We start from the raw sequence: 13,645 nt of genomic DNA, 5'->3' as shown, positions 1-13,645 counted from the left end.
GCCGCTGCGTAGGGTTTCCGGCATGGAACTGCGGCAGTTGGGCTACTTCGTGACGGTCGCCGAGGAGCTGCACTTCGGGCGGGCCGCGGAGCGGCTGCACATCGTGCAGTCGGCGGTGAGCCAGCAAGTGCGGCGCCTGGAGCGGGAGCTCGGGGCCGAACTGTTCGACCGTGCGCCGCGCCAGGTGCGGCTCACCGCCGCGGGGGAGCGGCTGCTGCCCGAGGCGCGGGCCGTCCTCGCCGCCGCCGAGCGGGCCCGGGCCGCGGTCGGCGCGCGCCCGCCCGGCCTGCGGCTCGGCACCTGCACGGGGCTCGGCGAACACCTGGAGCGCGTGCTCGCCCACTTCGCCGGGCGGGCGCCCGGGGTGCCGGTCGAGCTCGTGTCGACCGGCGCGGGGGAGCGGCTCGCGCGGGTCGCGGACGGGCGCCTCGACGCGGCCTTCGTCCGGGCCGCCGTACCCGTGCCCGGGGTGCGGGTCGTACCGTTGTGGCGCGACCCCCTGGTGGCGGTCGTACCCGCGGGGCACCCGGTGGCCGCGCGCGCCGAGGCCGACCTGACCGACCTGGCGGAGGTGCCCCTCGCGCTCACCGCGCGCCGGGCCAACCCGGCCCTGGTCGACCTCGTCGTCGGCGCCTGTCACACGGCCGGGTTCACACCGGTGCGCGGGCCGGTCGGCGGCTCGCTCCAGGACAACCTCGCGACGATCGGCGCGGGGGCCGCGCCGCTGTGGACCGTCGTGTACGCGTCGCACGCGCGGCTGCTGCGCGGTCCTCGGGTGGCGTTCGTGCCGTTCGCGGCGGAGCTTGCCTTGGAGACGGGGCTCGCGGTCCCGGACGGGGCGCGGCGGGGCGCGGCCCCGCTGGACGGGTTCCTCGCGGCGTGCGAGGCCGCGGCCCGCGATCTCGGTCAGGACTGACGACCCCGGTCACGGCTCGCGATCTCGGTTCGTGATCGTCGCGATCGCGGGCTGCTCCTTGGTCGCGGCGCGCGGGTGGGCTGAACTGGTGTCGTCCCGCAGGGGACACCGAGAGATCGGCTCACCTGGCCGGTAACTCCGGCCGCACGCAAGGGAGTTCAGCATGCCTACCGTCACCGTTCAGCAGGGTCCCCGGGACGTCGAGCTCAAGCGGGAGCTGGTGCGGCGGATCACGGACGCGTTCGTGGACGCGTACGCGATTCCGGCGGAGACCGTCACGGTGTGGATCGAGGAGTACGGGGCCGAGAGCTGGGGGAAGGCGGGCTCTTTGACCGCCGACAAGTAGGACCCGGGGCTTCGGCCCTCGGCCCGCGGCACTCCGTAGGGCGTGGCGCCGTGCGTCCGGTGTCGCGCCGTGGGGGGTTGTCGCGCTGCGCGCTCGTCCTCAAACGCCGGACGGGCTGATGTGTGGCCGGGGCGGTGCGGGGTTCGGCGCGGGGGAGCTACGGCAGCAGCCCCGCCCGCCGTGCCGCCACCACCGCCTCCCACCGCGTGTGGGCGCCCAGCTTGCGCATGGCCGAGCGCAGATAGGCCTTCACCGTCTCGGGGCGCAGGCCCAGGCGCTCCGCGGCCGCGGCGTTGGTGGTGCCCAGGGCCACGCAGGTCAGGACGTCGAGTTCGCGCGGGGTCAGGGCGACCACGGGGGAGTCGCCCGCGGAGGTCAGCGTGGTGCAGACCGCGAGGAGCTCGCGGCGCAGGGCGGGGTCGCAGGTGCGCGCGGCCAGCGCCCGCAGGGCGCCGTGCGCCTCCCGCACCCGCTCCCAGGCGGCCGGGCCCGGCCCGGCCGCCGTGTCCCGCGCGGCCGCCACGAGCGCGCGGGCCTCGTCGCGCACCACGAGGGCCTGTTCGACGTCGCGCGCCGCGGCCACGGCCGCGGCGAGGGTGCGGTCCCCCAGCGGCTGCGCCGTGCGCAGGGCGCCGTACAGCAGGCCGCGCACCCGGCGGCGCACCACGAGCGGAACCGCGAGCACCGAGCGCAGGCCCTCGGCCTCGACGGCGGCGTCGTACTCGTGGCTGATGTGCCGCGAGGAGCTGTAGTCGGTGACGGCGCACGGCCGGGCCAGGGCGAGGGCCTTGCCGCCGAGGCCGTTGCCCACGCGGATGCCGAGGCCGCGCAGGACCTGCGTGCCGGTGCCGCTGAGCTCCGCGATCCGCAGGTGCGGGGCGACGGCGGGGGGCGTGTCGGTGAGCCCGCCGAACGCCACCGGAAGCCCGGTGGCGCGCCGCAGCCGCACCAGCGCGGCCCGTACGTCCCCCGCCTCACCCGCGCCCGCAGCCGTCACGCGCCCGCCCTTTCACCGCACCGCACCCCCGTCCGGGGGTAGTGAGACCCACATCACGAACTCCACGATGGTACGGATGCGGAGTCGGCCGGGGAACGGCCGCGCGCCGGCCGGGTGGACGGCGGGGACCTAGGGAGAGCGGGGCATGCCGATGACGGTGACGGAGACGGGGGGCGCCACGGAGACGTTCCGGGCGGCCCGGGACTTTCTGCTGCGCCACCGCGAGGACTACGCGGCCGCGTACGAGGGCTTCGCCTGGCCGCGCCCGGAGCGGTTCAACTGGGCGCTCGACTGGTTCGACGTCATCGCCGAAGGCAACGACCGCACGGCCCTGCACATCGTCGAGGAGGACGGCTCCGAGGTCCGGCTGACCTTCGCCGAGCTCGCGCGGCGCTCCGCGCGGGCCGCCAACTGGCTGCGCGGGCTCGGCGTCACCGCCGGGGACCGCGTCGTCGTCATGCTCGGCAACCAGGTCGAGCTGTGGGAGGTCGCGCTCGCCGCGATGAAGCTGCGCGCCGTGGTCATCCCGGCGACGCCGCTGCTCGGCGCGGCGGACCTGCGCGACCGCATCGAGCGCGGCCGGGCCCGGCACGTGGTGGTGCGGGCGGAGGACACCGCCAAGTTCGCGGAGGTGCCCGGGGACTACACCCGGATCGTGGTCGGCACGGCCTCAGCCACGCCCGCCGGGGCGGCGGCATCAACTGGGGCCGCCACGTCCGCCGGGGCGACCGAGCCTGCGGGGGCTGCCACGTCGGCCGGGGCCACCGGACCCGCCGGGGCGGTCACGTCGACCGGGGCCGCCACACCCGCCGGGGCGGCGACCTCTGCCGGGGCCACCGCGCCCGCCGAGGCGGCTACGTCGGCCGGGGCGACCGCGCCTGCGGGGGCCGCCGCGCCCGCCGAGGTTGCCACGTCGGCCGGGGCGACCGCGCCCGCCGGGTCCGCCGTACCCACCACGGCCACTGAGCCCGCGGGGTCCGCCGAGCCCGTCACGGCCACCGCGCCCGCAGGGCCCGCCAAGCCCACCGCGCCCGCAGGGCCCGCAGGGCCGACCGCGCCCGTCTGGATCTCGTACGACGGCGTAGACACCGCCCCCGACGCCTTCACCCCCGACGGCGTCACCCTCGCCACCGACCCGCTCATGCTCTACTTCACCTCCGGCACCACCGCCCGGCCCAAGCTCGTCGAGCACACCCATGTGTCGTATCCGGTCGGACACTTGGCGACGATGTACTGGATCGGGCTCAAGCCCGGCGACGTGCATCTGAACATCTCCTCGCCCGGCTGGGCCAAGCACGCCTGGTCGAACCTGTTCGCGCCGTGGAACGCGGAGGCGACCGTCTTCATCCACAACTACACGCGCTTCGACGCGGGCCGTCTGATGCGCGAGATGGACCGTGCGGGCGTCACCAGCTTCTGCGCCCCGCCCACCGTGTGGCGGATGCTCATCCAAGCCGACCTGACCCAGCTCACGACCCCGCCGCGCGAGGTCGTGGCCGCGGGTGAGCCGCTGAACCCCGAGGTCATCGAGCGGGTGCGGAGCGACTGGGGGGTGACCATCCGCGACGGCTTCGGCCAGACGGAGACCGCCGTACAGGTCGCCAACACGCCCGGCCAGCCCCTCAAGCCCGGCTCCATGGGACGCCCCACACCCGGCTTCCGCGTCGTGCTGCTCGACCCGGTGACCGGCGAGCCGGGCGCGGCGGAGGGCGAGGTCGCGCTCGACCTGTCCGCCGCGCCGGTGGGCCTGATGACGGGCTACCACGGCGACCCGGAGCGCACCGCCGAGGCCATGGCGGGCGGCTTCTACCGCACGGGTGACATCGGCGCGCGCGACGCCGAGGGCTATCTGACGTACGTGGGGCGTTCCGACGACGTCTTCAAGGCGTCCGACTACAAGATCTCGCCCTTCGAGCTGGAGAGCGCGCTGCTCGAACACGAGGCGGTCGCGGAGGCCGCCGTCGTGCCCGCGCCCGACCCGGTGCGCCTCGCCGTGCCGAAGGCGTACGTGGTGCTCGCCGAGGGCTACGCGCCGGGGCCCGACACCGCCAAGGCGCTCTTCGCGCACTCGCGCGCGGTCCTCGCGCCCTACAAGCGCCTGCGCCGCCTGGAGTTCGGCGCGCTGCCCAAGACCGTGTCCGGCAAGATCCGCCGCATCGAGCTGCGCGAGGCCACGGCCCAGGGCTCCGACGCCGAGTACCGCGAGGAGGACTTCCGGTGAGCGCCTCCGCTCCCCGAGGCGCCGCGGGTGACCGGGGCGCCGTCGAGCTGTCGTACGCGCACGGCACGGCCTCCGTCCCGCTGCTCGGCGACACCATCGGGCAGAACCTCGACCGGGCCGTCGCCGCCTGGCCCGACCGCGAGGCGCTCGTCGACGTGCCGTCCGGGGCGCGCTGGACGTACGCCGAGTTCGGCGCGGCCGTCGAGCGCCTCGCGCGGGCCCTGATGGGGGCCGGGGTCGTGCGGGGCGACCGGGTCGGGATCTGGGCGGTGAACTGCGCCGAGTGGGTCCTCGTCCAGTACGCGAGCGCGCGCGTGGGCGCCATCATGGTGAACATCAACCCGGCCTACCGCTCCCACGAGGTGGCGTACGTCCTGAAGCAGGCGGGCATCGGTCTGCTCGTCGCCTCGCAGGCGCACAAGAGCAGCGACTACCGCGCGATGGTCGAGCAGGTCCGCGCGGAGTGTCCGGACCTGCGCCGGGTCGTCTACGTCGCGGACGGCTCGTGGGACGACCTGCTCGCCGCCGCCGACGCGGTCACGCCCGCGGAACTCGCCGCCCGCGAGGCCGCCTTGACCTGCGACGACCCGGTGAACATCCAGTACACGTCGGGCACCACGGGCTTCCCCAAAGGGGCCACCCTCTCCCACCACAACATCCTCAACAACGGGTACTGGGTGGGCCGCACCATCGGCTACAGCGAACAGGACCGCATCTGCGTGCCGGTGCCCTTCTACCACTGCTTCGGCATGGTCATGGGCAACCTCGCGGCCACCTCGCACGGGGCGTGCGTCGTCATCCCCGCGCCGTCCTTCGACCCGGTCGCCACCCTGCACGCCGTCGAGCGCGAGCGGTGCACGTCCCTGTACGGCGTGCCGACGATGTTCATCGCGGAGCTGAACCTCGCCGACTTCGCCACGTACGACCTGTCGTCGCTCAGGACCGGGATCATGGCCGGGTCGCCGTGTCCCGTCGAGGTCATGAAGCGGGTCGTCGCCGAGATGCACATGGAGCAGGTCTCCATCTGCTACGGCATGACCGAGACCTCGCCCGTGTCCACGCAGACCCGCATGGACGACGACCTGGAGCGGCGCACCGCCACCGTCGGCCGCGTCCTGCCGCACATCGAGGTCAAGGTCGTCGACCCGGCCACCGGTGTCACCCTGCCGCGCGGCAGCTCGGGCGAGCTGTGCACCCGCGGCTACAGCGTGATGCTCGGCTACTGGCGCGAGCCCGAGCGCACCGCTGACGTCATCGACTCCGGGCGCTGGATGCACACGGGTGACCTCGCGGTCATGCGGGACGACGGGTACGTCCGGATCGTGGGCCGCATCAAGGACATGATCATCCGCGGTGGCGAGAACATCTACCCGCGCGAGATCGAGGAGTTCCTCTACGCCCACCCGAAGATCGCGGACGTCCAGGTGGTCGGGGTACCGGACGAGCGCTACGGAGAGGTGCCCCTGGCCTGCGTGATCCTCCACGAGGGCGTAGAGGGCCTGACCCTCGAAGAACTACGCGCCTTCTGCGAGGGCCGCCTCGCCCACTACAAGGTCCCCGCGTCCCTCCAGATCCTGGACACCTTCCCGATGACGGTCTCCGGAAAGGTACGCAAGGTGGAACTACGCGAGCGCTTCGGCTGACGGGCACAGATCAAGCCCGTCCGGCGTTTGAGGACGAGCCCGCAGGGCGTGGACGTGACGGGTGACTGGGCCGACGGGCGCGGATCAAGCCCGTCCGGCGTTTGAGGACGAGCCCGAAGGGCGAAACCCCCCGCACCCCCTGCCCTGGAAGGGCCTAGGTGGAGAGCGAGGCCGCCGCCCCGTTCAGCGCCACAGGCAACCCGTCCAGCTCAATGCGGAACAACGGCACGCCGAGCTCCGCCGCGCGCTCGCCCGCCTCGGGCGTGAAGTCGGACAGGGCGAAGCACACGCACGTGACCTCGTGGGTGAGCGCGGTGAGCCACGCGCACTCCAGGTCGCGCAGGGACACGGGCCGCGCCGACGGCTCGACGTGCGCGAGGACGCCCCGCGCGGTGAGCCGCGCCCCGGACGGCGCGCGGCCGCCGGAGCCGGGCCCGGCGTCCCGCACGTCCGCGTAGCCGAGCCAGCGCAGATACAGCGCGGCCGTGGTCACGGCGTCGCGCGCGCTGCGCACCGGGACGGGCCGGAACGGGGGCCGGGGCGCGGGCGGGGCCGCGGACAGCGGCGGCTCGGGCGGGGCGAGGCCGGGCCCCGCCGCTGACGCGGCCTCCGTGAGGACCGGGACGCGCAGCACCGCCCCGCACGCGCAGCCGACTTCGGGCTGGGGCCAGTCCGCCGTGCGCCCGCAGGCCCGGCACCGTACGGTCACCCAGTCGTCCGCCCAGCTCCGCTCGGTGACGGGGGTGGCGGCGGCGCCGTACGCGACCGGCGGGACGACGGGCGCGCCGCAGGAGCAGGGGAACGCGGGGGGAGCGTAGGCCTGCTCGTGACGGCACACCGGGCAGTGCACCGGAACCCCGTCCGTCGTCATCTCCCTCACCGCCTCCCTCTCGTCACCCGTGACACCCGGCCGCATCAGCCTGGGCCCATGGTCTTACGGAACGCAACTACCCCGATACGCGATTTTGAGCTTCGGGCCGCTCCAGGACCGTCACTCCCTTGACGGTCCGGCCACCCCGTCCTACATTGTTTCCACATAACAGAATCTAAATTCCGCAATGTGAAAGACCAGCCCACGGCCCGCGAGGCCGGACCACCGCAGGACCGGAATTCACAGCTCACCGCGGGGCGCGACGGGAGCCCGAATCCGCCAGCTGGAGCAGGAGAACCCCATGGCTCGTATGACCGCCGCCCGCGCGGCAGTTGAGATCCTCAAGCGCGAGGGCGTCACCGCCGCCTTCGGCGTGCCGGGTGCCGCGATCAACCCCTTCTACAAGGCGCTGAAGGAGGGCGGCGGCATCGACCACACGCTCGCCCGCCACGTCGAGGGCGCCTCCCACATGGCCGAGGGCTACACCCGGACGAAGCCCGGCAACATCGGCGTCTGCATCGGCACGTCGGGCCCGGCGGGCACCGACATGATCACCGGCCTGTACTCGGCCATCGGCGACTCGATCCCGATCCTGTGCGTCACGGGCCAGGCGCCCACCCACGTGATCCACAAAGAGGACTTCCAGGCCGTCGACATCGCCTCCATCGCCAAGCCGGTGACGAAGATGGCCGTGACGGTCCTGGAGGCCGCCCAGGTCCCCGGCGTCTTCCAACAGGCGTTCCACCTGATGCGCTCAGGACGACCCGGGCCCGTCCTGATCGACCTGCCCATCGACGTCCAGCTCACCGAGATCGAGTTCGACCCGGAGACGTACGCGCCGCTGCCGGTCTACAAGCCCGCCGCGACCCGCGCGCAGGTCGAGAAGGCCATCGGCTTCCTCCTCGCGTCGCAGCGGCCGCTGATCGTCGCGGGCGGCGGCGTCATCAACGCCGACGCCTGCGACCTCCTCGTGGAGTTCGCCGAACTGACGGGCACTCCGGTGATCCCCACCCTCATGGGCTGGGGCGCCATCCCGGACGACCACGAGCTCAACGCGGGCATGGTGGGCCTGCAGACCTCGCACCGCTACGGCAACGCCACCTTCCTGGAGTCGGACTTCGTCCTCGGCATCGGCAACCGCTGGGCCAACCGCCACACCGGCTACAAGCTGGACGTGTACCGCGAGGGCCGCACGTTCGTGCACGTCGACATCGAGCCCACCCAGATCGGCAAGATCTTCGCGCCGGACTACGGCATCGCCTCCGACGCCAAGGCCGCCCTCGCGCTCTTCGTCGAGGTCGCGCGCGAGCTGAAGGCGGCGGGCAGGCTGCCCGACCGCACCGACTGGATCGCCGCCGGGCAGGAGCGCAAGGCCACGCTCCTGCGCCGCACCCACTTCGACGACGTCCCGATCAAGCCGCAGCGCGTGTACGAGGAGATGAACAAGGCCTTCGGCCCCGAGACGCGGTACGTCTCCACGATCGGCCTCTCCCAGATCGCGGGCGCGCAGATGCTGCACGTCTACCAGCCCCGGCACTGGATCAACTGCGGCCAGGCGGGCCCGCTCGGCTGGACCATCCCCGCCGCGCTCGGCGTCGCGAAGGCCGACCCGGACGGCCAGGTCGTCGCGCTCTCCGGCGACTACGACTTCCAGTTCCTCATCGAGGAGCTGGCGGTCGGCGCCCAGCACCGCATCCCGTACGTCCACGTCCTCGTGAACAACTCCTATCTGGGCCTGATCCGCCAGGCCCAAATCGGTCTGGACATCAACTTCCAGGTCAACCTGGAGTTCGAGAACGTCAACTCCCCGGAGCTCGGCGTCTACGGCGTCGACCACGTGAAGGTCGCCGAGGGCCTCGGCTGCAAGGCGATCCGGGTGACCGACCCCAGCGACCTTGCCGCGGCCTTCGAGCAGGCCAAGAAGCTGGCCCAGGAGTTCCGGGTGCCGGTGGTCGTGGAGGCGATCCTGGAGCGGATCACGAACATCTCGATGAGCCGCACGGCCGACATCAGCGACGTGACCGAGTTCGAGGAGGTCGCCACCGAGGCCTGGCACGTCCCGAGCGCGATCAAGACGTTCAAGGCCTGACGTCAGCGTCCCCCGCGCGGGAACGCGCCGCCTGTGCTCGGGAGTCCGGCTCCCGGGCACAGGCCTCCCCGGAGCCCAGGCGGGCGGCGCGCAGCGCCGGGAACGCCGCCGCCACCGCGAGCGTGGCCGCCACGCAGACCAGGCCGCCCACCGTCACCGTGGCGGCGGGCCCGGTGAGTTCCGCGAGGAGGCCGACCGCGGCGTTGCCGAGCGCGGGCGACACCGTGGCCTGCGCCATCCACAAGCTGCTGACGCGGCCCCGGAGTCCGTCGGGCGTGCCGTGCTGGAGCAGCGCCGAGCGCAGCGTCTCGGAGATCAGGTCGCCGAACCCGGCGAGCGCGAGCAGGACGAGCGCGAGCGGCAGCCAGCCGCTGAGCCCCACGCCGGTCAGCGCGGCGCCCCACAGCAGGACGGCGCCGACCAGCGCGTGCCCGCCCGCGCGGGCCGTCCAGCCGCTGGTGGCCGCGCCGACGAGCGCGCCGAACGCGGGCGCCGCGTACAGGAGTCCGACGGCCGCGGGCCCGCCGCCGAACCGCTCGTCGGCCAGGGCCGGGTACAGGGCCTGCGGCATCGTGAAGACCATCGCCGCGGCGTCGATGAGGAGCAGGCCGAGGATCGTGCGGTGGCGCCGCACGAAGCGCAGGCCCTCGGCGAGCGAGCCGAACGCCTGCCGTACGCCCGTGCCCCCGGCGCCGGGGGCCGACGGCACGGGCAGCGGCCTGACGAAGAACAGCGCCGCCGTGAACACCAGGAATCCGGCCGCGTCCACCGCGTAGCACGCGGCGAGTCCGGGGCCGGCGATGAGCGCGCCGCCGATGGCGGGTCCGCCGAGCGCGGCGAGCTGGGTGGAGCCGGAGAGCAGGGCGCCCGCCGCGGCGAGGCGCTCGGTGCCCGCGAGGGCCGGGACCGCGGCCAGCATCGCGGGCCCGCCGAGCCCCGCGAGGAGCCCGGTCGCCGCGGTGGCCGCGTAGATCACCCAGAGCCGGGGCTGCGGCGCGAGCGCGTTGGCCGCGAGCGCGGCGGCCACCAGGGCCAGCGGCAGCCGCGTGGCGATCATCAGCGTACGGCGGTCGCACCGGTCGGCCAGGACCCCGCCGAGGAGGACGCCGACGACCAGGGGAAGCGCCCGGGCCAGGCTCACCAGGCCGATGTGGAGGGACGAGCCGGTCAGGTCGTACACCTGCACCGCGACGGCCACCGAGGTCATCAGGGTGCCGGTCATCGCCCCGAGGAAACCGGCGTAGAGCAGCCGGAAGTCGCGGCTTTCGCGCAGCGGCCCGAGGTCCATGGCGAGGCCGGAGAGACGGGGCATCGAGACTCCAAGCAAGGTGAGGCAACCCTTAGTCGCACTCACTTTGAGGGGCGCGGCGCTTAAAGTCAACAGGTGTGAAGTTCAGTGTGCGGGCCGCGTCTCCAGCGGTCCGCGCGCCTCCGTTAGCCTCGGGGGATGAGCGGAACGACGCGGCGCAGGCCCACCCACCGCAAGGGCCGGGCCACCCTGACCCGGGAGGCGGTGGGGGAGGCCGCGCTCGCCTATCTGGGGGAGCACGGCGCCGCCGCGCTCACCATGCGCTCGCTGGCCGCCGAGCTCGGCGTCTCCGCCCGCGCCCTGTACAACTACGTGGAGGACCGGCGGGACCTGGTCGCGGTCGCCGCCGAGATCTTCCAGGCGACCTGGCGGCCGCCCCGCCTTGACCCGGCCCCCGGCGCCTGGCGCGCCAGCCTGGCCGCCTTCTGCGCGGACCTGCGCGCCCACTACCGCCGCCACCCCGGCATGACCACGCTCGCCCTCGGCGAGAACGTGACGATGGCCGGTCACCCCGTGATGCTCCGCAACGTGGACGCGCTCATCGGCTTCTACGCGGCGCTCGGGCTCACCCCGGCGGACGCCTACCGCGCCTGCATGGAGACCGTGCGCCTGGTCGTCGGCTTCGTGGAGTTCGAGGACGCGCCACGGGACCGTCCCCCGGCCCATCTGGACCCGGGGGACCTCCAGGCGCACCCGCCGCCGTGGCTGCGTACCGAGGAGGGGGACGCGCTGCCTCACCTGGCGGCGGTCGCGGAGCTCGCGCCCGACTCGGCGGACACGCGGTTCGCCTTCGCCGTGGAGGTGTTCACGGACGGCCTCGCCGCCCGGCGGCGCAGCGCGTAGTGCACGGCGAGCGCCAGGACCAGCGGCCCCCACAGGCCCACGGGCAGCACGCAGATCCGGAACAGCAACTCCCAGGCGCCGCTGTCGAACGCGTCGAAGCCGTGGCCGAGGCCGAGGGCGCCGAGCGTGAAGGGCCCGAAGAGCAGGGTCGCGCCGAGGCCGCCCAGGGTCGCGGGGACCAGGGCCACCGCCGGGTGCAGCCGCCGTCCGCCGATCAGTGGCACCCAGGTCGGCGCCACTTCGCCCCAGCCCCGGATCAGCCCGAAGGACAGCAGCGCGAGCGCCTCGGTGAGCAGGCTCAGACCGAAGACGTACGGGACGGAGATCCACAGGCTGCCGATCGAGCCCGTGCCAGCGCCCATGTCGAAGCCGAAGGCGAAGGGGAGCCGCCAGAGGCACTGGGGGAGCAGGACGAGCGGGATGAGGTGGGCCACGCGCTCGGCCCAGCGGGGTACGGGGACTGCGGTCGTCTTCATGCCCCTGAGCATTCCGCGGGGCCGCACGGAGATCGTCCCCGCTCAAGCCGAACCGCCTCCGCCGTGCGGCGGAGGCGGTGGTCGTCCCTGGGGGAGGAGCGGACAGTGCGCGGATTTGAGCCTGTCCGGCGCTTGAGGACGAGGCCGAAGGCCGATCGGCCGGTTCTGGCACGCCCCGCGAGGGACCGCGACGGCCGGGCGACGGCCCCGGTCGGTCCTCCTCTGGTCGAAGGAGCGGGCGGGGCCTTCGCCACCGCACTGGCTCGCCCCGAGCCGCCGCGGTCCTCGTCCCCCCGCGTGCCGTGTGCCACCCCTCATCCGGGCGCACGGCAGCGCGGGATCCGCGCTGGGGGACCGACCTCCCGTCAAGTCCCCGGCGCAGTCTGTGAAGTGATCGTGTGTCAGTCCTCGCGCAGGGCGCGGACCGCGTCCTCCACGCGCTTGCCGTAGTCGGCGTCGGCGGCGTGGAAGTGGGCGAGGTTCTTCTCGACGACGTCCTCGCGGGACACCTGGGACAGACCGCCCGCGATGTTCGCGACCAGGCGGGACTTCTCCTCCTCGGACATCAGCCGGTAGAGCTCACCGGCCTGGAAGAAGTCGTCGTCCTTGGTGTGGGCGGGCGCCTCGTGCGTGCCGGTGTGGCCGGTCACGGCCAGCGGCGCGGAGAGCGGCCTGCCGGTCTCGGCGGGGCCGTCGTAGGAGTTGGGCTCGTAGTTCTTGCGCTCGCGGCCGTAGGCGTTGGTGGCCATGAAGCCGTCGCGGCCGTAGTTGTCCGCGGTGGTCGCCTTCGGCGCGTTCACCGCGAGCTGGGTGTGGTTGACGCCCAGGCGGTAGCGGTGCGCGTCGGCGTACGCGAACAGTCGGCCCTGGAGCATCTTGTCCGGCGAGGGGCCGATGCCCGGCACGAAGTTGTTCGGCGAGAAGGCGGCCTGCTCGACCTCGGCGAAGACGTTGTCGGGGTTGCGGTCGAGGACCAGGCGGCCCACGCGCTGGAGCGGGTAGTCGCCGTGCGGCCACACCTTCGTCAGGTCGAAGGGGTTGAAGCGGTAGTGCGCCGCGTCCGCCGCGGGCATGAGCTGCACGTGCAGCGTCCAGGACGGGTTCACACCGCGCTCGATGGCCTGGAGCAGGTCCGTCTGGTGGGAGTTGGGGTCCTTGCCCGCGATCTCGGCGGCCTGCTCGGAGGACAGGCTGCGGATGCCCTGGTTCGTCTTGAAGTGGTACTTGACGAAGAAGGCCTCGCCCTGGGCGTTGGTCCACTGGTAGGTGTGCGAGCCGTAGCCGTTCATGTGCCGGTACGAGGCGGGGATGCCGCGGTCGCCCATCAGCCAGGTCACCTGGTGCGTGGCCTCGGGGGCGTGCGCCCAGAAGTCCCAGACGTTGTCCGGCTCCTGCTTGCCCGTGAACGGGTCGCGCTTCTGCGAGTGGATGAAGTCGGGGAATTTCAGCGGGTCCTTGATGAAGAAGACCGGCGTGTTGTTGCCGACGAGGTCGTAGTTGCCCTCCTCGGTGTAGAACTTCACGGCGAAGCCGCGCGGGTCGCGGACGGCGTCGGCGCCGCCGAGGCTGTCGGCCACGGTCGAGAAGCGCAGGAACACCTCGGTGCGCTTGCCGACCTCGTTGAGGAAGTCGGCGTGGGTGAAGCCGGTGACGTCGTCGGTCACCTCGAAGTAGCCGTACGCGCCCGAGCCGCGGGCGTGCACCACGCGCTCCGGGATGCGCTCGCGGTTGAAGCGGGCGAGCTTCTCCAGGAGGTGCTGGTCCTGGAGGAGGAGCGGGCCGCCGACGCCTGCGGTGGCGGAGTTCTGGTTGTCGGCGACAGGGGCGCCGGACTCGGTGGTGAGCACGCGCTTCGGCATGGTGGTAGGTCGGCCTTCCGTGCAGGACTGCATGGGCTGCTGAGGTGACGCGAGCGTAGGGACGCCGGATCCATC

11 protein-coding genes are annotated in these 13,645 nt (G+C 73.4%); 6 read left to right on the top strand and 5 right to left on the bottom strand.

Annotated features, from left to right (window positions below; all coding sequences use genetic code 11):
• The first annotated feature begins 22 nt into the window (after positions 1-22).
• Both ACIG3E_RS20535 and dmpI read left to right on the top strand, forming a co-directional pair.
• Positions 23-916: a LysR substrate-binding domain-containing protein gene (locus ACIG3E_RS20535; RefSeq protein ID WP_399618193.1), complete on the top strand. Its 894-nt coding sequence runs from the start codon at positions 23-25 to the stop codon at positions 914-916.
• A 163-nt stretch (positions 917-1,079) separates the two neighbouring features.
• Positions 1,080-1,262: a 4-oxalocrotonate tautomerase DmpI gene (gene dmpI / locus ACIG3E_RS20530; RefSeq protein WP_399618190.1), complete on the top strand. Its 183-nt coding sequence runs from the start codon at positions 1,080-1,082 to the stop codon at positions 1,260-1,262.
• A gap of 157 nt (positions 1,263-1,419) precedes the next feature.
• On the opposite strand, the gene ACIG3E_RS20525 is transcribed toward dmpI, so the two are convergent.
• Positions 1,420-2,259 carry a response regulator transcription factor gene (locus ACIG3E_RS20525; protein WP_399618187.1) on the bottom strand — a complete coding sequence of 280 codons (840 nt, stop codon included), beginning with the start codon at positions 2,257-2,259 and terminating at the stop codon, positions 1,420-1,422.
• A 145-nt stretch (positions 2,260-2,404) separates the two neighbouring features.
• Here ACIG3E_RS20525 and ACIG3E_RS20520 point away from each other — a divergent pair, with 145 nt between their 5' ends.
• Both ACIG3E_RS20520 and ACIG3E_RS20515 read left to right on the top strand, forming a co-directional pair.
• Complete coding sequence (locus ACIG3E_RS20520; RefSeq protein ID WP_399618184.1) at positions 2,405-4,480, top strand: AMP-binding protein; 2,076 nt, start codon at positions 2,405-2,407, stop codon at positions 4,478-4,480.
• Positions 4,477-6,123 (top strand): AMP-binding protein, encoded by a 1,647-nt coding sequence (locus ACIG3E_RS20515; RefSeq protein WP_399618182.1) that lies wholly within the window; start codon positions 4,477-4,479, stop codon positions 6,121-6,123. Before ACIG3E_RS20520 ends, ACIG3E_RS20515 begins: the two co-directional genes overlap by 4 nt.
• A gap of 154 nt (positions 6,124-6,277) precedes the next feature.
• On the opposite strand, the gene ACIG3E_RS20510 is transcribed toward ACIG3E_RS20515, so the two are convergent.
• Positions 6,278-6,994 carry a hypothetical protein gene (locus tag ACIG3E_RS20510; protein WP_399618179.1) on the bottom strand — a complete coding sequence of 239 codons (717 nt, stop codon included), beginning with the start codon at positions 6,992-6,994 and terminating at the stop codon, positions 6,278-6,280.
• A gap of 310 nt (positions 6,995-7,304) precedes the next feature.
• On the opposite strand from ACIG3E_RS20510, the gene gcl reads away from it, so the two are divergent.
• Positions 7,305-9,083 carry a glyoxylate carboligase gene (gene gcl, locus ACIG3E_RS20505; RefSeq protein ID WP_399618837.1) on the top strand — a complete coding sequence of 593 codons (1,779 nt, stop codon included), beginning with the start codon at positions 7,305-7,307 and terminating at the stop codon, positions 9,081-9,083.
• Here the strand turns inward: gcl and ACIG3E_RS20500 are convergent.
• The gene (locus tag ACIG3E_RS20500; protein WP_399618176.1) at positions 9,073-10,395 is read right to left on the bottom strand and encodes an MFS transporter; all 1,323 of its coding nucleotides are present in this window, start codon (positions 10,393-10,395) and stop codon (positions 9,073-9,075) included. The two genes, gcl and ACIG3E_RS20500, sit on opposite strands and share 11 nt — an antisense overlap.
• A gap of 135 nt (positions 10,396-10,530) precedes the next feature.
• On the opposite strand from ACIG3E_RS20500, the gene ACIG3E_RS20495 reads away from it, so the two are divergent.
• Complete coding sequence (locus ACIG3E_RS20495) at positions 10,531-11,235, top strand: TetR/AcrR family transcriptional regulator (RefSeq protein WP_399618173.1); 705 nt, start codon at positions 10,531-10,533, stop codon at positions 11,233-11,235.
• Here ACIG3E_RS20495 and ACIG3E_RS20490 read toward each other — a convergent pair.
• The gene (locus tag ACIG3E_RS20490; protein ID WP_399618170.1) at positions 11,127-11,711 is read right to left on the bottom strand and encodes a hypothetical protein; all 585 of its coding nucleotides are present in this window, start codon (positions 11,709-11,711) and stop codon (positions 11,127-11,129) included. The genes ACIG3E_RS20495 and ACIG3E_RS20490 overlap by 109 nt on opposite strands.
• A gap of 401 nt (positions 11,712-12,112) precedes the next feature.
• Positions 12,113-13,570: a catalase gene (locus ACIG3E_RS20485; protein ID WP_399618167.1), complete on the bottom strand. Its 1,458-nt coding sequence runs from the start codon at positions 13,568-13,570 to the stop codon at positions 12,113-12,115.
• Between the last annotated feature and the right edge of the window lie 75 nt (positions 13,571-13,645).

It is taken from the genome of Streptomyces sp. NPDC053474 (assembly GCF_044544845.1).
Classification (GTDB): domain Bacteria; phylum Actinomycetota; class Actinomycetes; order Streptomycetales; family Streptomycetaceae; genus Streptomyces.
The sequence above is the reverse complement of the archived record's forward strand: the minus strand, read 5'-3'. Positions and strand labels throughout refer to the sequence as shown.